At 61.8% G+C, this 18,345-nt stretch carries 10 protein-coding genes; 6 read left to right on the plus strand and 4 right to left on the minus strand.

The genetic code is table 11. The features are described 5' to 3' along the window. Positions 1 to 438: 438 nt before the first annotated feature. The 4 genes from Pan216_RS24080 to Pan216_RS24095 all read right to left on the minus strand — a co-directional run bounded on the left by Pan216_RS24080 (position 439) and on the right by Pan216_RS24095 (position 5,983). Positions 439 to 1,761, minus strand: a complete 1,323-nt coding sequence (locus Pan216_RS24080; RefSeq protein ID WP_145262155.1) for a hypothetical protein — start codon at positions 1,759 to 1,761, stop codon at positions 439 to 441. Then, positions 1,758 to 3,386, minus strand: a complete 1,629-nt coding sequence (locus Pan216_RS24085) for an ABC transporter permease (RefSeq protein WP_145262157.1) — start codon at positions 3,384 to 3,386, stop codon at positions 1,758 to 1,760. Before Pan216_RS24085 ends, Pan216_RS24080 begins: the two co-directional genes overlap by 4 nt. Before the next feature lie 51 nt (positions 3,387 to 3,437). Continuing rightward, a complete protein-coding gene (locus tag Pan216_RS24090) occupies positions 3,438 to 4,361 on the minus strand; it encodes an ABC transporter ATP-binding protein (protein WP_145262159.1) in 924 nt (307 codons plus the stop codon). 515 nt (positions 4,362 to 4,876) lie between these two features. Then, the gene (locus tag Pan216_RS24095) at positions 4,877 to 5,983 is read right to left on the minus strand and encodes a sialidase family protein (RefSeq protein WP_145262161.1); all 1,107 of its coding nucleotides are present in this window, start codon (positions 5,981 to 5,983) and stop codon (positions 4,877 to 4,879) included. A 1,251-nt stretch (positions 5,984 to 7,234) separates the two neighbouring features. Here Pan216_RS24095 and Pan216_RS24100 point away from each other — a divergent pair. The 6 genes from Pan216_RS24100 (at position 7,235) to Pan216_RS24125 (ending at position 18,129) form a co-directional block, all read left to right on the plus strand. Further along, positions 7,235 to 8,149 carry a TIM barrel protein gene (locus tag Pan216_RS24100; protein ID WP_145262162.1) on the plus strand — a complete coding sequence of 305 codons (915 nt, stop codon included), beginning with the start codon at positions 7,235 to 7,237 and terminating at the stop codon, positions 8,147 to 8,149. 194 nt (positions 8,150 to 8,343) lie between these two features. Then, positions 8,344 to 9,459, plus strand: a complete 1,116-nt coding sequence (gene tgt / locus Pan216_RS24105) for a tRNA guanosine(34) transglycosylase Tgt (RefSeq protein WP_145262164.1) — start codon at positions 8,344 to 8,346, stop codon at positions 9,457 to 9,459. 378 nt (positions 9,460 to 9,837) lie between these two features. After that, positions 9,838 to 10,248, plus strand: coding sequence for a preprotein translocase subunit YajC (yajC, locus tag Pan216_RS24110; protein WP_145262166.1), 411 nt, complete (start codon positions 9,838 to 9,840; stop codon positions 10,246 to 10,248). Positions 10,249 to 10,315: 67 nt separating this feature from the next. After that, positions 10,316 to 13,246, plus strand: a complete 2,931-nt coding sequence (gene secD / locus Pan216_RS24115) for a protein translocase subunit SecD (protein WP_145262168.1) — start codon at positions 10,316 to 10,318, stop codon at positions 13,244 to 13,246. Positions 13,247 to 13,630: 384 nt separating this feature from the next. Beyond that, on the plus strand, positions 13,631 to 14,788 hold the full coding sequence (locus Pan216_RS24120) for a LysM peptidoglycan-binding domain-containing protein (protein ID WP_145262170.1): 1,158 nt from the start codon (positions 13,631 to 13,633) through the stop codon (positions 14,786 to 14,788). 380 nt (positions 14,789 to 15,168) lie between these two features. After that, complete coding sequence (locus Pan216_RS24125) at positions 15,169 to 18,129, plus strand: tetratricopeptide repeat protein (RefSeq protein WP_145262171.1); 2,961 nt, start codon at positions 15,169 to 15,171, stop codon at positions 18,127 to 18,129. Positions 18,130 to 18,345 lie beyond the last annotated feature (216 nt).

Consider the following 18,345-nt stretch of genomic DNA (forward strand, 5'->3'; position numbering starts at 1 on the left):
CACTCCTTCCCTCTCCCACGGCGAGAGGTCGATGAGCGACGCGAGATGGGTGAGGGAACGAAGCGTTCTGAAGAAACGAGGCGGTTTGTCGGAAGAAAGCCCCCTCACCCCTAACCCCTCTCCCGACGGGAGAGGGGGAACAAGAGGCTCGCTCTCCCGACGGGAGGGGGAACAAGAGGCTCGCTCTCCCGACGGGAGAGGGGGAACAAGAGGCTCGCTCTCCCGACGGGAGAGGGGGAACAAGAGGCTCGCTCTCCCGACGGGAGGGGGAACAAGAGGCTCGCTCTCCCGACGGGAGAGGGGGAACAAGAGGCTCGCTCTCCCGACGGGAGAGGGGAACAAGAGGCTCGCTCTCCCGACGGGAGAGGGGAACAAGAGGCTCGCTCTCCCACGGGGAGAGGGGAACCCTACGTTCCAAGTGCCAGGCAATGGCCTGACCTACTCCTTCTTGGCGGCGTCCTTGGACTTGGCCTCGGCACGCTCGGCGGCGGGCTTGGGCTCGATCGGCTTGGGCTCGTCTCGCTTCAAGTCGGTCGCCGGCGCGATCGGGGTCTCCTCGGCGGGCTTAAAGAGCCCCTCGAAAGGACGCGTGGCGGGAAGCTTCTGGTCGAGCAAGCGGAGCAGCCGCAGGTAGTTTCGCTCGTACTTCTGCGAGTCCTCGATCGTCGTTAAGTCTTCCCTCATGTTGGCGTCACGCTCCATGACTTGACGCCAAAGCGGGAAGGCCTTCTCGTACTCGGCGATCGCCTTCTTGTAGTTGCCTTCCTTGCGATCCTTCTCGGCGTTGTAGAAAGCTTCGCGAGCCTCCTGCATCTCGTCGGTCGACTCGGTCGCGGTCCGCTTCTTCCAGGAGTTGTAGTTGACCACGCCGCGATAGCGGTCGACCCAATACCGCTGCGTGTCGGTCAGCTTGTTCCACTCTTCCGGCGAGTATTCGAGTCGAAGCTTGAGATCCTCGTCCTTGTCGGGGCCCCCTTCCCGGCCGAACTCGAGCCACTCGTTGTGGCCGGCGCGCCAAGCGTTCTTGGTCTTCTCGCCGAAGGTCCCCTCTTGTTGCATCAGGTCGGCGTAGTAGGACTTCGCCAGCGCCGGGTAGGTCATGAAGGGCATGATTCCCTTCGACTTCGGCGGTTCCTGGAGTCGGCGAATGGTGTCGTTGGCTTGCCCGAACCAGTCGTAGGCGACTTGGAAGTTGTCCTTGATGCCACTTTGGGCGAGGGCAAAGTTGTCGTCGGTCTCGTTGCGGAACATGTCGCGGAGGAAGGTCTTCTCGTCGCTCATGCCGAAGCGGTTGTGGTAAAGCCAACCGACGTACCACTCCATGTCGGTCTTGTCCTTGTTGGTCTCGACCGCATTTTTCATGAAGTCGATCCCCTCGCGAATCCAGTGGTATTTGTCGGGGACCGACTCCCACTCGGCGCAGATGTTGTACGCCATGTTCCATGCCTGGAAGGTCCAGGGATTGACGAAGTTCGGCTGGAGCAGCGTGATCGACTCGAGGACCGGACGGATCTCGAACCAGCGTTCGTGCTTCTTGAGTTCGATCGCCTCGTGCCAGAGGAAGGTGACCGCGACGCCACGCATTCCCATGAAGACGAGTTGGGCGGTGCCGCTGATCGGGTTGACCTTGCCGAGGCTCTTCTGAGCAAGCCCATTCTTGTCGGCGGACCACTGGATCCACTGGCCGACGCCGATGATGCCCGTGAAGAGAACGACGATCGCGAGCAAGTATGCGATTTTCCGCTGACGCGAGGAATTCATGCCGCCAGCTCCCGGTTCTTGAAGACGAAGTAGCCAAAGATCACCACCGGCACCACGTAGCCGATGACGAAGAGTGCGTTCCGCAGGAGCAGGGCCCACGGGATGTCGAAGCCCGACGCGACGAACTCGGCGGTATCGAGCAGCGTCAAGTTCGGGATGATGTACGCGAGGGCTCTCATAAGCTCGAGCAGAAGCATGTCGACCCCCAGCGCGATCCGGTTGAAAAAGTTGGGGTCGAGGTCGGTGACCTGGTTGTTCTGCGTGAACAGTCGGATCGACGACTCCAGCGGGCCGCCGCCACGGACCTGACCGGTGACGATGCCGATCATGAAGTCGTGGAAAAAGCCGAGGATGTAGACCATGAAGGTAAAGAGGATGGTCACGAATCCCTTGAGGAAGGTGCTCGCGGTCACCGCGACGCAGGTCAGCAAGAGGATCTTCAGCCAGATCGTGACCAAGCCCTTGAGGAAGTTCCCCTCGAAGGTCCGTTCATCGGCCAGCAAGTAGAGGTCGGCCGGCGCCATCCCGAGGAACTGGTTCCGCGTCAGGCATTGGGCGATCACTTCGACGTTGCCGCTCGCGAAGGCCTTGGCGGGAACGTAGACGACGTTGCCGCGGTTGTTGTTGACGCGGAAGGTCCGGTCGAAGACGGTCTCGCCGGTTTTGCGATCGACGAACCGCAGCAGACACCAAACGCCGGACTCCTCCGCTCCCGGACGGGTCGGATCGCCCTTGGTGGTCTTGAAGATGTCGAAGGTCAATTCGACGGGGACTTCTTCTCGGTTCTGGAACTGGCTCGGATCGAACTGAAAGAACCAGTGGGCCGAGTCGCTGGTCGCTCCCTCGATATGACTGCGGTAGGCCCACTCTTTGCCGACGTTGGTGCCCTGGGCTTGCAGTTGGCCCTTCTTGTAGAACATCAGCGGCAGCTTCAATTCGTTGGCCGTCGTGACGTCCTCGGGGGCGGTGGCGTAGATCGGCACCCGGGCGGTCCACTGCGACTGCCGGACGGTGGCATCGGACTGCCCGCGAAGGTAGATCAGCCCCACCCCGCCCATGATCAAGAGCACGAGCGTGAAGATTCCCATGAAGCCCAAGATGCGACCGACGAGAATCTCCAATCGGCGGACCGGCTTGGTGACGACGGTATAGATGGTGTGCTGCTGGATGTCGGTCGGCAGGCTCATCGAGACCAGGAAGACCGACAGCGGTATGAGCAACCACGAGATCGCCCCGTTGACGAACGCGACGAGAAAGCGGAGCTGGCCCTCGGGGCTGTTGGGTAGATACCATCCCGCGAAGAGGAACGGGATCAGAAAGAGGAAGAAGACATAGAGGATTCGGCGGCGGATCGCTTCGCGGAAGCTGAGCTTGGCGAGCGCGAAGATCCGGCTGCAACCAGCGGGCAGGGTCACGATCTCGATGAGTCCCTCAAAGAGGGCCTTGACCGTGAGCTGGAACGCCCGCGCCGCCGAGTGGGTCTTCAACCACGTCAGCAGCAAGGCACCCGCGAAGCCGAACACCGAGAGAATCAAGACCGTGCCGATCCACCAGAATGGAAGACTCCAGTGGGGCATCGAGTAGAGAAGACTCGGGTTGGTTGTCTCAATCACCATCGCGAACATGGAGCGTTGGGCCCTTTTCCCGTCGGACGCTTTGAATCTCTGGTTGCTGTCTTAGTTGCTGGAAACGGGTGGCTCGGTCGGCTGTTCCCCTTCCCGTTCGGGCAGGTAGCGGCGACCGGGATGGGCTTCGCTTTCCCGAATGATCTTCAGGAAGAGGTCCTCGAGCGTGGTCGAGGGATGGCCCATGCTGACCAGGTTCCCGTTATGACGGGCGACCACCTGACGGATCTCTTCCTTGGCCTCGTCACTCAGGCCGCCGACCTTGATCTCGGTCATGTCCTGAATGCTCAAGAGATCGCTGACGCGGCCGAGTTCCTTCAGTTCGCCCTGGTGCAGGATCGCGATCCGGTCGCAGACGTCCTGGACGTCGGCGAGGAGGTGACTGCACAAGACGACCGTCTTGCCCTCGTCGCGGAGGCTGCGGATAAGGTCCTTCATCTCGCGGGTACCGAGGGGGTCGAGCCCGGAGGTCGGCTCGTCGAGCAGGATCAGCTCGGGGTCGTTGATCAGGGCCTGGGCGACGCCGATGCGCCGCGTCATGCCCTTGGAGTACTCCTTGAGCACCCGCTTGCGAGCCCGGTTGAGGCCGACCTGCTGGATCAGGCTGTCGATCCGCTTGCGTCGTTCCTTGCCGCTAATGTCAAAGAGCCGGCCGTAAAAGTCGAGCGTCTCCTCGGCGTTGAGGAAGCGGTAGAGATAGGACTCTTCCGGCAGGTAGCCGATCCGCTCATTCTTCGCGACATCACTGGCGGGTTTGCCCAGCACCAAGGCTTCGCCGTTGGAGGGAAAGAGGAGTCCCAGCAGCAGTTTGATGCTGGTCGTCTTTCCCGACCCGTTGGGCCCGAGGAGGCCGAAGATCTCGCCGCGCTGAACCGTCAAGTTCAGGGACTTGAGAGCGTCGACCTTCTTACGGCCCCAGAAATCGCGATAAACCTTGGTGAGATTTCGTGTTTCGATGACGGCGTCAGTCGTCAATGCTCGATCCTCGATGGGAATGCTTGACGTGTGGGGAGGGATCACCGATACCCGTCGGCATGGTGAATGGATGCGATCGAATTCCCCAGCACATCGCTCATGGTTCGCGAAACGCTACGCTTTCGCTACCCTGCTGGTACGCACTTTAACAAGTGAACGTTCAATCGAGGGAAAAAAGTTTCACTCGATCGACGTTGGGCGACTGCCCGTCCCAGCCCCGCGAAAGGTGAACGTATCCAAGAGGTTGAGGATAACCAACTCACGCCGGGAATCAAGCAACACTCCTCACCGTTGTTTCTCAACTTGCCCGCTTCCCCATTCCGATTGTTCGTGTCCTAGCAGTTCGTTGATTGAAGCGGGCCAACGCGAGCACGAACAATCTCGGCCAAGATCAAGGAGAATAAACGCAGGCGAATCGGTGGATTCGTCGAGTTGATCAAGTGCCGAGATTGGCCAAAAGGGCCGTTCGATACCGGCTGCGAATAGATCCATCGGGCTGCGAGCGGTCGCGGAGGCTACTTGCCACCTCCCTCCGACCGTGACACCTGGTCGGGGACGGCGATCCTCGCTCCGTGAATCGACGCGGCCTGCTTGCTGCCCTTGTAGTAGACGAGAAACCACTCATTGCCGCCCAGGTGCGTCATCCAGGGATAGGCCCAATCCCACTCCCCCTCCTCCTCGACGATCAGGCCGACGCGTCGCCAACGCAGTTCGTCGCGGTCGGCTTCCCAAAGAGAAACCCTCTGCACCGGCGCCCGCTCGGACACGAGAGCCAACAGCCTTCGCGGGTTGACTGGGTCGGCGACCACGAATGGACTCGGATGTACCGCCCGAGCGTCCCCTCGAAGCGCCCGTTCGGTGAAGGCCCAACTCCTCCCGTGGTCGGAACTGACGAACTGGTGATAGGCGTGGGCTTTGTTCTCCCGCGCGAGGCCCAGGAGCTTGCCACCTGACTCGATGAAAACGGGCTCGAAGTACTTCGCGTCGGTGATCGTCTCCGGCGGCCCCCAGGTCTTCCCGTTGTCGCTCGAGGTGGCGATCCACAGCCCATCGCCTTTCGGTTGGCGATAGTGACCGCACACCGCCATCCCCTTGCCGGGAATCGGGAAGACATGCCCGAAGACGGAACCGGTCTTGTTCTCGGCGAGGGCGGAGGTGTCCACTCGCTGCCACGTCCGTCCGTTGTCGAGCGAGCGCCAGCCGAGAATCGTGTTGGCCTTCTCCCCGTGGTACGCCATGGCCAGGAGGATCAGCGCCCCATCCTCGCCGACCCCGAGCGCGACGTTGCCCAGATCGCGATACCGATCATCGTCGTCCGGGTAGTAACAGAGGAGCTCCGGAGCCGAAAAGGTCCGGCCCTGATCCGTCGAACGCGAGACCGCCAACCCGGACGCCCCTCGGTTGTGACCGACTCCGGCACTGTAGGCGACAACAAGCGTACCGTCGTCGGCACGAACGATCTTTGGCCACGAGAGATGCCGAACCGCGTCATCGTCGGGCGCCGGCACGACCACTTTCGGGCCCTCGGTGACCAATGTCGGTTCGTCGCCGACCACCGTCACCGTTCCGGTCAGCCACAGGGCGCCGCCAAAAAAGACAGCCCTATTCAAGAACTCGTTCATCGTGTTCCCCTTGAGAGTCGTGAAGCCCAACGCGTCCAAGGCAGGGACCGCCTCCAATGAGTCGGTGACGGACGTAGGACGGAGAGCCGCATCGTAACGGCTGCCCCCACCTCTGTCACGCCTCTCGTCTCGGGAGCGAGAAATGATCGAATCCAGGCCCAACGGGCGGCGAGCACCGGTTGCTTCGCTACCAACTCAACGGCTAGCACCGGTTGCTTCGCTACCAACTCAACGGCTAGCACCGCTTGTTACGCTACCAACTCAATGGCTAGCACCGGTTGCTTCGCTACCGGTGCGCCGAAGGCGCTGGAAGTCTCGGACCGACCACCATCCGCCGAACAAAGACCCTTCCTCCAACATCTCCCCGCCGATCCCGCCCCAGGTTGAACCAACCTGGGCTACCCAAAGAAGAGGCTCGCACCGCTTGCTTCGCTACCAACTCAATGGCTCGCACCGCTTGTTACGCTACCAACTCAATGGCTAGCACCGGTTGCTTCGCTACCGGTGCGCCGAAGGCGCTGGAAGTCTCGGACCGACCACCATCCGCCGAACAATGCCCCTTCCCCAACATCTCCCCGCCGATCCCGCCCCAGGTTGAACCAACCTGGGCTACCCAAAGAAGAGGCTCGCACCGCTTGCTTCGCGACCAACTCAATGGCTCGCACCGCTTGTTACGCTACCAACTCAACGGCTCGCACCGCTTGTTACGCGACCAACTCAACGGCTAGCACCGCTTGCTTCGCTACCAACTCAATGGCTAGCACCGGTTGCTTCGCTACCGGTGCGCCGAAGGCGCTGGAAGTCTCGGACCGACCACCAACCGCCGAACAATGACCCTTCCCCAACATCTCCCCGCCGATCCCGCCCCAGGTTGAACCAACCTGGGCTACCCAAAGAAGAGGCTCGCACCGGTTGCTTCGCTACCAACTCAACGGCTAGCACCGGTTGCTTCGCTACCAACTCAACGGCTAGCACCGGTTGCTTCGCTACCGGTGCGCCGAAGGCGCTGGAAGTCTCGGACCGACCACCATCCGCCGAACAATGCCCCTTCTCCAACATCTCCCCGCCGATCCCGCCCCAGGTTGAACCAACCTGGATTCGCCACGAGGGAGAGACTTGGCCCCTCCCTCGCCGTTGCGCCACGATGCCCGTATGAAAGCACGTGGTCATTTGAGGGATTCACCGGGAGAACCGTCACCTCGGCGCCGTGCCGGGGCGATCGCGCACCAACTCTCCGGCGGGGGGACGAACATGAGTACGAGCAGACGTCAGTTCCTGAAGCGTTCACTTCTGGCAACCGGTTCGCTGGCCGTCGGCGCCTTTGGGTCGGCACTTGCCGCGGAGACAAAGAAGGGCTTCGAGATTTCCCTGGCCGAGTGGTCGCTCCACTTGGCGCTTCAGGGCAAGTCCGACCAGAAGATCACCAACCTCGACTTCGCCCGCGTCGCCAAGGAGCAGTGCGGCATCGACGCGATCGAGTACGTCAACACCTTCTTCAAGGACGCCTCGTCCGACTACCTGAAGCAACTCAACAAGGTCGCCGACGACTACGGGGTCAAGCAACTGCTCATCATGGTCGATCGCGAGGGCAACCTCGGCGACCCCGACAAGAAGAAGCGGGCCCAAGTCGTCGACAACCACAAGAAGTGGGTCGATGCCTCGAAGGAACTCGGCGGGCACTCGATTCGCGTCAACGCCCGCAGCAAGGGCTCCTACGACGAACAGATGAAGCTCGCCGCCGACGGGCTGGCCCAACTCTGCGAGTACTCCTCCAAGCAGAACATCAACGTCTTGGTCGAGAACCACGGCGGGCTGAGTTCGAATGGCGCCTGGCTCGCGGGCGTCATGAAGGAGGTCGACTCCCCCTTCTGCGGCACGCTGCCCGATTTCGGGAACTTCCGCATCGGCGACGGCAAGATGTACGACCGCTACAAGGGTGTCAAAGAGCTGATGCCCTGGGCGAAGGCTGTCAGCGCCAAGTCGCACGACTTCGACGAAGACGGCAACGAGACCCACACCGACTACATGAAGATGCTCAAGATTGTCCTCGACGCGGGCTATCACGGCTACGTCGGCGTCGAGTACGAGGGCAAGAAGCTTCCTGAGGTCGAAGGCATCATCGCCACCCGCAAGCTCCTCGAGAAGTGCCGCGCGACGCTGACGTAGGGCGGCAACACGTCGACTGGAGTAACGCCCCCGCGGTGCTAACCATAGGCTGGGGCGAAGCCCTCTTCTTCCCCCCTCCTTTGTCCAAAGAGGGGATTAAGGTGGGCGCACTTCGGCGTTTCGCGATTTATCTGGATGAGAATAGAATTGGAGAAGCCCCCCTCTTCCTCCCGTCACCCCTCAGGGAACCCTACGTGTCGCTTACCTTCGAACTCCTTGCCGAAGACACCCAAACCGAAGCTCGGCTCGGCCGACTGACGCTGCCGCACGGGGTGGTCGAAACGCCGGTCTTCATGCCGGTGGGGACCCAAGCGAGCGTCAAGGGCCTGCTGCCCGAGCAGGTCGAGGCTGCGGGAGCCTCGATCATCCTGGGAAATACCTATCATCTGGCCCTGCGTCCCGGCGAGGACCGCGTCGCCCAACTCGGCGGCTTGCACCGCTTCATGAACTGGGAACGCCCCATCCTCACCGACAGCGGCGGGTACCAAGTCTTCAGCCTGGAAGATCTGCGGCAACTCGACGACGACGGAGTCCGCTTTCGCTCGCACATCGATGGACGTTGGCTCGAACTGACGCCCGAAACGGCGGTCGCGATCCAGGAAAAACTCGGCGCCGACATCATCATGTGCTTCGATGAATGCCCCCCATCCCAGGCCCCGAAGGAGCAAGTCCTCGCGGCGGTCGAGCGAACCACCCGTTGGGCCCGGCGCTGCCGCGACGCCCTGACGAGCGAGGACCAGTCGCTCTTCGGGATCGTCCAAGGGGGCATCGACGAGGAGCTTCGCCAGCAGTCGGCCGAGCAACTCGTCGAACTCGACTTCCCCGGCTACGCGATCGGGGGCCTCAGCGTCGGCGAGCCGTCGGAGGTGATGCTCGAAGTCGCGGCGAAGACCGCGCGTCACCTGCCAAGAACCAAGCCCAGATACCTGATGGGCGTGGGACGACCGCTCGAACTGCTCGAAGCGGTCGCGGGTGGCGTCGACATGTTCGACTGCGTGATGCCGACGCGCAACGGCCGCAACGCGACGGCGTTCACGACCCAGGGACGGCTCAAACTCCGCAACGCGTGCTACGCGGAGGACGAGCGGCCGCTCGATCCGGAATGGCCGGCTCCCTATGTGGGGCATTTCAGCCGGGCTTACATCCGCCATCTCTTCATGGCGGGGGAGATGCTGGGGCCGATCATCGTCTCGCTGCACAACATCGCGTTCTATTGCCGCTGGATGCGTGAAATTCGCGAACGTCTGCGAGATGGGCGCTTCAACGAATACCGGGCATCTGCTCTTGCTCGATTTGGCGACTCCCTCTAGCATTGCCGCGTCTGGCTGGGTGCGTCCGTTATCGGATACCCGGCTAGCCCAGGTTGATTCAACCTGGGCACGCGAAGCGTGCAAGAGGCATTGGAAGGAGGTTGAGTCCCGGCAGGATCATCATTGCTCGAGACTTCCAGCGGCCTCGCCGCCCCGATCGCACAGCATTTCGGGGCTACCCGAGTTCGATTTGGAGACTCCCTCTAGCATTGCCGCGTCTGGCTCGCTACTTTCCATACAATCGTTAAGATCGGAAGGGGCGATGGGGCGGCGACGCTGTCCCCAAGCAAGCGAACCACGGGAACCAAGCCGCCACCGCAAGGATGAAGACTCCGCGGGGTGTCGGCGGTCGGCGATTGATGGAAACGAGAACGTTCGATGGGTACGGATTGGCCGGATTTCACGCTCTTCGCTCAAGGGGATGCTGGACAAGGAGCGGTGAAAGTCGAGCCCGGCGCCGAACCCACGATCAACGCCGAGCAACCTCCGTTTTGGATCTACGTCGTCCCGTTGGCGTTGACGTTCGGCATCTTCTACTTCCTGTTCATCCTGCCCGAGAAGAAGAAGGCGCAGGAGAAGGAAGACCTGCTTGGGAATCTGAAAAAGAACGACAAAGTCGTCACTATCGGTGGCGTCTACGGAGTCGTCGCCAGCGTCAATAAGGATGGCGAGGACGTCCTCATCAAGATCGACGAGGACAAGGATGTCAAGATGCGGGTGACCAAGACGAGCATCGCTCGGGTCATCACGGGCAAGGACGAAACCAAGGACGCCGACAAGACAGCGTGAAGTCTCCCGGACCCCTTCGAAGGACCGGTTGAGGCGTCGACACTTCACCACAGCATAGCTCAACACCATGAAGAATCAGAAATCTCGCTGGTTTATCGTCGCGTTTCTTACCTTGATCGCCATTTGGGCGGTCAGCGCGGGCACCTACAACCTCGGTGTCGACCTCGCCGGCGGTACGATCCTCATCTATGAGGCCAACGTCGACGACGAGAAACGTAGTCTCGACATGACCGACTTGGCGGGAGCTCTCAAGGAGCGTCTCGATCCGGCCGGCCTGTTCAACTACGTCATCCGGCCGCTCGGCTCCGACCGCATCGAAATCATCATGCCCCAGGCGGAGATCGACGACGTCGATCGCGTCAAACGACTCATCAGCACCGTCGGGCAACTCCAGTTCAAGATCGTCGCCAATCGCCGGCAACACGCCGATTTGATCGACCGGGCCGAACTCTCCTGGCCGAACAAGCTTGTCGGCGTCGAGGGTGTCTTTGTCCCCTACGGCCTCTGGCTCCCGGTGGAAGTCGGCAAGACCACGACCGCCGAGGATGTCGCCGCCGCCGAGAAGGCCTGGCCCGAAAAGCAGGTCGACAATGAACTGAAGTTCTTGCCCGCCAACAGCTTGGCGAACCTCGAGATCGATCCCGTCACCAATCTCGTCAAGACCGCCGACGATGGCACCGAGTGGGTGCTGACCCGTTGGGACGCCGGCCGCGTCGGCATCGATCCGCAGCAGAATCTCGTTCGCGAGGACGACAAGGGCGACAAGTACGTCCTGATGTTCAACGATCAGTACGACGTTACCGGCGAGTACCTCACCCGCGTCTACCCGACGTCGGACCGTGACGCCCAACTCGCCGTCGGCTTCCAGTTCGACGCCATCGGCGAAACGAAGTTCTACAATCTGACCCGCGACTTCGAGCCCGACGAAGACGGCTACAAGAGCCAACTCGGCGTCATTCTCGACAATCGCCTTCGCTCGGCCCCGCAGCTCAACGAACGCATCGGTGGCGGCAGCGGCATCATCAGCGGCGACTTCACCCAAAACGAGATCGACGAACTCGTCCGCATCCTCGAGGCCGGCGAATTGCCGTTCGCCCTCCAGAAGGATCCGGCCAGTACCTACACGATCGGCCCGACCCTCGGCGAGGAGACTCGCTTCTACGGCCAGATCGCACTGCTGATGTCACTCGCCGTGGTGGTCGTCTTCATCCTGGTCTACTACCGCCTCGTCGGCATCGTCGCGATCATCGGCTTGGCGCTCAACATTCTCTTCACCGTCGCGCTGATGGTCATGTTCAAGGCGACGTGGACACTGCCTGGCCTGGCGGGTCTCGTGCTCACCGTCGGTATGTCGGTCGACGCGAACGTCCTCATCTACGAGCGTATCCGCGAGGAACTCGAGAACCGAGCCTCCCTCGGCATGGCGATACGTAACGGCTACGACAAAGCCTTTAGCACCATCTTTGACAGTAACACGACGACGATTTTGACCGCGATCATCCTCTTCGCGATCGGTACCGACCAAGTCAAAGGCTTCGCCGTCACCCTCATCCTCGGTATCGTCACGAGTATGTTCTGTGCCCTGTACGTGACGCGAACGATCATCGACTGGTACTACATCACGAAGCGTCCGCGCAGCCTCAACATGATGAAGTGGCTCTCGAAGCCCGAGTACGATTTCCTCGGCATGCGTCGCGCCTGCTACCTCGGATCGGCGATCGTCATCATGGTCGGGTTGGCCTTCCTGATCGCCCGGGGAAGTTCGAACTTCGACATCGACTTCACCGGCGGCACGATGGCCGGCATCAAGCTGACCAAGGCTTCGAGTTCCGGCGACGTCTACGACACCGCTTCGGCGGTCCTTAGCGATGTCTCGGTTGAAAACATCCAAGCCGCCGGCGAGGAACCCGACACCCGCTACATCATCCGTACGACCGAGCGGGATCAGAACGAAGAGGGCAAGTCGGTCGAAGCGACAATCGCCGAAGCCTTCAAGGATCAGATCAAGCTGCCGAAGATGACCATCGGCAAGATCGATGCGATCCCCGAGGTTGTCGAGGAAACCAAGAACGGCGACGATCAGCTCTTCAAGACTTTCCCCGGCGGTCAGTACACGACGGTCTCCTTCGACGAGCCGCGTGCCCCCGACTTCCTGCGGAACTTTCTCAACACCGAGCTTCGCAAAGCCGACGCGTCGGTCTCCAATCCGGAGGATCTCTACGCCCTGGCCCCCGTCGGTGACCCCGCCGATACGCCGGACGGTTCGACCCAAGTGCTCGCGTACAAGGAGTACAAGGTCGCGATGAAGTCGGGTCTTGAGCAGGCGCTCACCGCCACCTCAAACACGGTTGGCCAAACGGCCCAGTTCGACCCCTTTAGCCAGTTCGACTCGCAGGTCTCCGGTGAGACCCAGACGCGAGCCATCTGGGCGATCGCCCTAAGTTGGGCGGCGTTGATCGCATACGTCTGGTTCCGCTTCGGGTCGTGGTCGTACGGTCTGGCCGGCGTCGTGGCGATCGTGCATGACGTCTTGATCGCGGTCGGCCTGATCGCGGTCGCCTCGGCCTTCGCGGACATTCCGTTCCTCCAGTTCCTGCCGATCCACAACATCAAAATCAACCTGGTGACGATCGCCGCGTTGCTGACGCTCATCGGCTACTCGATCAACGACACGATCGTCATCTTCGACCGCATCCGCGAGGTTCGGGGCAAGTCGCCGCACCTGACCAAGGAGATCGTCAACCGCTCGCTCAACAACACCTTGAGCCGAACGGTGATCACCGCGGTCACGACCTTCTTGACGGTGAGCGTGCTCTACTTCGTCGGCGGCGTGGGGCTCCAAGGTTTCGCGTTCGTCCTGATGGTCGGCGTGGTCGTCGGAACGTACAGCTCGATCTTCGTCGCCAGCCCGGTTCTTCTGGCCTTGGTGAACTGGAAGGAGAACAGCAAGGGCGGCAGCCAGTCCGGCAAGACCTCCGCCTCCGCGGCCGCTCTGTAGGCAACCTCTTTCGTCCCCCCTTTGCTCAACGGGAAATCTCTTCCGTCCCCCCCTTGTCCAAGGGGGGAAAGAGGGGGGTCGAACGTCTCCCGATCGAGCAATCCCCTTCCCCCTCAAGCGGCCTGCCTCCACTCCAAACAAATCGCCGAGTACTCGTTGAATCTCTCGGAAGCACCCGCTACGATCCCATCGACCGGAAGCCTCCGCCTGAGGGCTCTTGCCCTAGTTTCACCCACGCGTCTAACCCGAACCGCACCGGTAAGTTTTCCGTAGTCCGACGCAAGTCTTCCCCTACCCGACGCGATCCTGGCGGCAATACTTCCCTGACGATGCGGATTTCTTCAAGTCCGTCCCCAGTCGAATGAGCGGGGACGGGGAGGCGTCATGAAGGGCGATCTAAAGTACGGGCTGGTTCTCGCGGGAGTCATGACCGCCGCGGCGGGCGTGAGATTCTTCCCGAGCCTGATGCGCGCTCTTCCAGACTCCGTGAAGGAAGCCGTCACGACGGCGCCGGAAACGGCGCAAATTGAGCCCAAAACGGACGAGATCGCGTCCGAATCGGTTGAAAAATCGCCCGAAATGGAGCCTTTTCCGACCGAAATCGCGCCGAAACCGCTCGAAGTGGCCCCTCAGCAGGCGGTCGAGCAGCCGTTCGACGAGCTCCCAATCGACCCACTTCCCGAGATGCAGCCGCAAAGCGAGGACGTCCTGACCGACGTCGTTCCCGACAGTTATGATTCCGTGAAGACAGCCCCGATCGAGCCCCCGAGCGACTTGCTCACATCGTCCGATCCCGCCCCGATGGCCAATTCGCCCGAGGCGACCGATCCGAACAGTCTCGACGACGCGGCGCTGGCCCCTCTTCCGGAAATCGGGGCGCTCCTCGGGGCGGTCGCGGCCAATGATGCCGACGATGAGGAATCCGACGAGCGGGAGGAGCCGGAATTCGAGCTCGCGGCCTCGCCGATGGCGCTCGAGGAGAAGTCTCTCCCCGACATGCCGCCCATGCCCGAAACCGAGGAAACCGACGACGAGCAGGCCGACCCCATGCCGATGGACTTCGCCTTCGAGGAACCCGAGCCGGTCGTCGCTCCGGAGCCGACCGCGGAGGACTTGCTCAAGCAGGAGAAGGCGGTCGCGGTTAACGAGCCGAGCGAGACGTCGTCCGAAGAGGCCGATCCTTCCCCTTTCGCGCTACCCGTGGCGGAATCTTCCCCCAAGCCGCCGAAGGAGACGCCTCGTCCCGCTCGCCGAGCGCCGGAGGAGACGCAACTGGCCGCGCGGAGCTCGTCCGGGTCCGACATCCAGGTCCGTTCGTACATGGTCCCCGCGGCGACGCCGGAACCGAAGCCGGTCCACCCCTACTTCCAACGGTTCCTCGACCGGGGGGAGTACTACGTCCGTCCGGGGGATAACTTGGGAAACATTGCCGAGCGGCTCTACGGCCAGAAGCAGTACGCCCAGAAGATCCTGGAAGTCAATCGAGACCTGATCGGCAACCAGGGCTCGCTCCAACCCGGGATGACGATTCGCCTTCCGTAGCGAGTCCACCATTCGAACCGATTTGAGCGTCACACGAACCTGGACGGCCCCGACCATCCGGGGAACTTCTCCGCGTCGACCCGCGTCCAACGTATGGCGGGCTCTTTTTCGATTGAGGGCCCGCCGCGACAGGCTTACGATACAGGGGTCGCACGAGTGCGGTTGGCGGTGACGAATCGGACGTGGTGGACGACACCAACGGGTGGAGCCGATTCCCGTGGTCGTTCCGAGTCCGGTTCCCGCGAACGCACGCGATCACTGTGTTTGGAGAGGTGCCACTGCGCGACGCGGTCCCCGTCCCCACGCCATCCTCCTGGAAGCTGCCGAGACGAATCTCGCCATTCGGCTGACGCCCTGGCGCGAAAAAGACATTCAAGGACATGACGATCAAGGACATGCCCAACATGCCGAAGTTCACGATCCCTGTCGGAGCCCTGACCACCTGCTGCCTGCTTGGTCTCGCGTTGACGGCTCGAGCGGAGATCCCCACCGAGTCCTACATCGAAGCTCTCAAAGGAAACGGGTTCGCCGATTTGGCGATCGAGTACCTCCAACTCGAGAAGTCTCGTCCGGGCTTGAGCAAGGACGAGGAGATGGAGCTCGACTTCGAGATCGCCTCGTCGATGATCGCCGCCAGTGACGAGTTAACCGACCTTTCCAAGCGGGAAGGGATGCTCGAGGAAGCGCGGACCGAATTCGAGAAGTTCACCAAGAAGTATCCCTCGGCCCCGCCCGAGTACAAGGGCAACGCCCTGGTCGAAGTCGCCACGATCGACCTGCAGCAGGGGCGCCTGGCCATCATCCGGGCCCAGATGCCGTCCAACGAGAAGCGAGCCGTCAAGCTCGCCGGCACCGCCCGCGACTACTTGTCGAAGTCGGCCAAGGACTACGAGTCGGCCGAGAAACTCTTCAAGGGCGAGTACGACAAGATGCCGGTCTACATCGGCCGGGAAACGCACAGCGATCGCATGAAGCGGCAAACCAAGACCCGCCTCTTTGAAAAGTACATCGAGGCCCGCTTCCAAGCCGCCCTGGCCCGCTTCTACTTGGCCGACACCTACGCCTCGGTCGAAATGCCCGCCCCCGACTCGAAGGACAAGAAGGTCCTCGAGGCCCACAAGAAGGAAGTCGCCAAGTGGGCCGCGGAGTACAAGAAGCTCAACGCCGAGGCGGAGAAGGGATTCCAGGAGATCTTCGCCGCTCACCGCCAAGAGGTGGTCGGCCTCTACGCCCACCTTTGGATCGCCCGCTGCATGGCTGACCGTGGCGAGTACCGTCGCGCGATGGGCATCTACGAGCAGCTTCGCGATCACGAGAACCAGTCGCTTGCCGCGTTCCAACGTCAGGTCTTCTACTTCTACATGCTCGCGTTCGCCGGCCAGAAGGATTGGCACCAGATCGTCAATCAAGCGACCGAGTGGCTTCGGACCAACGTCCGCTACGGCCGCGAAGCCTCCTACGTCGGCACTCAGTTCGAGCTCGCCAAGGCCTACGTGGAGTTGGGGCAAACCGCGAAAGAGACTCGCGACAAGAACAAGTACTACCTCGAAGCCGACAAGCTCCTCGATCGGCTCGTCCGCATGCCCAACCAGTATCAGGGTTTGGCGAGCCGCGCCAAGCTCCGACTTCAGTCGCTCACCGGCAAGACCGGCGGTAACGAGAACGACTTCGACGCCCTCTTCGCGCAGGCCAACACGAAGCTCGACCAAGTTAAGGACGAAGCCTCTCCCGAGCAGCGCAAAGCGATCCTGAGTGAAGTCAAGACGCTCCTGAATCGGGCGCTGGCCGCCTCGAACGAGCGAACCCCGATCGAGCTGATCAACGACTGTCGCTTGACGTTGGCGTACGCCCATCTCCGCGATGAGGAGGTCTACGAGGGCGCCATTCTCGCCCAGGCGCTCGCGGAGAACTACCCGACTTGGCGCGGGGCGCCGCAAGCCGCGTCGCTGGCCCTCACCGGCTTCGCGTGGGGCTACGAGGATGCCGACAAAAAGCGGATCGCCGGCTTCAGCTCCCGGCCCGAGGTCGACGCCGACCTGGTCCAGAAGGTCGCCAACCAGATCCTGCTCCGCTGGCCCAACCGGAAGGAAGCGGCCGACGCGATGATGACCCTCGGCCGCCTTCGCTACGCTCGCCAAGAGTACGACCAAGCCGCGGAAGCCTTCGACAAGGTCTCCCCCGACGCGGTCAATCATGGCGAGGCCCTCGCGATGGCCGGTAGCGTCTACTGGGACTGGTACAAGACGTTGACCCTCGAAGGCGAAAGCGCCGACAAGGACAAGAAGAAGGAGCTGCGCGACAAGGCAAGAGAGCGACTCGCCGCCGCGTCGGCTCCGCTCCGGGAACTTCGGGGCAACCAACTCGACCGGCAGACCTACATCAACGACGCGATGCTCGGCGAAGTCAACTTCGAGGCGGGCGACGACGAGGGAGCGCTCCAGGCGGTCATGCCGCTGATCGCGTTGATTAAGAAGGATCAACTCCCCGCCGACATCGAGCACCAACTGCGCACCGGCGTCATGATCACCGCCCTGCAGTCCTACATCCGCCAGAACAAGATCGACAAGACCGACGAACTCGTCGAGCTGATCAGCAACCAGGAAAAGAAGCAAGGCGATGGCGGCGGCAACGTCACCCTCGTCTTCGTTCGCCTGGCCAGCAAGCTCAAGGAGCAGATCGACCGGCTTCGCGCCAACGGCGAACAGGCGGAACTCGACAAGACGGTCGCCTCCTTCGAGAAGTTCCTCGACAAGATCGCCGGCCGGCCCGACCACGACTTGCAGAGCCTGGTCTACATCGGCAACAGCTACGTCGAACTCGGCTCCTACCAGAAGGCCGCCGCGCTGCTGCAAAAGGCGATCGAGAAGGCCGATCCGAACGACCCTGAAGCTCCCGGCTTCGTCACCCGCGCCCGTATGCTGCTGGCTCGCTCCGAGAAGGAACAGGGCAACTACACCCAGGCGATCGAGCTGATCAACGAATTGATGAAAGAGAACATGAACACGCTCGAGATCGTCAACCTCCGCGGAGAGATCCTCGAGTCGGCCGGCGATCACAGCCGGGCGATCGCTCACTGGAAGTGGCTCATCAAGCGGATGAAGTCGCAGCGTCCCAAGCCGGATGCGTACTACCACGCAATGGATCGGTTGCTCGACATCTACCTGAACATGGTCCCGCCAGCGGACAAGGATCGTCGGCTCAAGGAAGGGTACAAGTACGTCAGCTTCCTCTTGGAGCTCGATCAGGATTTGCCGGCCAACTGGCGCTCCCGCTTCGAGAAGCACCGCAAGAACATCGCCGAGAGTCTCGGCATCGACCTCCAAGCGAGCGCGACCAAGTAAACGTGCCGACACGGCGGCGTCGACGCTGGCTGACAAGAGGCCAGTGGCACCCAAGACGAAGAGGGAATGAAACGCTTGGTAGCTCCCAGACATGCTCTTGCCAAGCCGTGCCGAAGCGATGAGATGACAACACCCAGGGTCGTGCAGCGCACCCTGGAAACCGGGGGACCAATGTCCTCAAACCCCTCAAGGGGTTTGGCGATCTCAGGGGTAGGA

This window comes from Kolteria novifilia (assembly GCA_007748055.1).
Classification (GTDB): Bacteria; Planctomycetota; Planctomycetia; order Kolteriales; family Kolteriaceae; genus Kolteria; species Kolteria novifilia.

Coding starts and splice junctions, on each gene's coding strand:
- Pan216_RS24080 (WP_145262155.1), bottom strand. CDS start 1,761: ATGAATTCCTCGCGTCAGCGGAAAATCGCATACTTGCTCGCGATCGTC.
- Pan216_RS24085 (WP_145262157.1), bottom strand. CDS start 3,386: ATGTTCGCGATGGTGATTGAGACAACCAACCCGAGTCTTCTCTACTCG.
- Pan216_RS24095 (WP_145262161.1), bottom strand. CDS start 5,983: ATGAACGAGTTCTTGAATAGGGCTGTCTTTTTTGGCGGCGCCCTGTGG.
- Pan216_RS24100 (WP_145262162.1), top strand. CDS start 7,235: ATGAGTACGAGCAGACGTCAGTTCCTGAAGCGTTCACTTCTGGCAACC.
- yajC (WP_145262166.1), top strand. CDS start 9,838: ATGGGTACGGATTGGCCGGATTTCACGCTCTTCGCTCAAGGGGATGCT.
- secD (WP_145262168.1), top strand. CDS start 10,316: ATGAAGAATCAGAAATCTCGCTGGTTTATCGTCGCGTTTCTTACCTTG.
- Pan216_RS24120 (WP_145262170.1), top strand. CDS start 13,631: ATGAAGGGCGATCTAAAGTACGGGCTGGTTCTCGCGGGAGTCATGACC.
- Pan216_RS24125 (WP_145262171.1), top strand. CDS start 15,169: ATGACGATCAAGGACATGCCCAACATGCCGAAGTTCACGATCCCTGTC.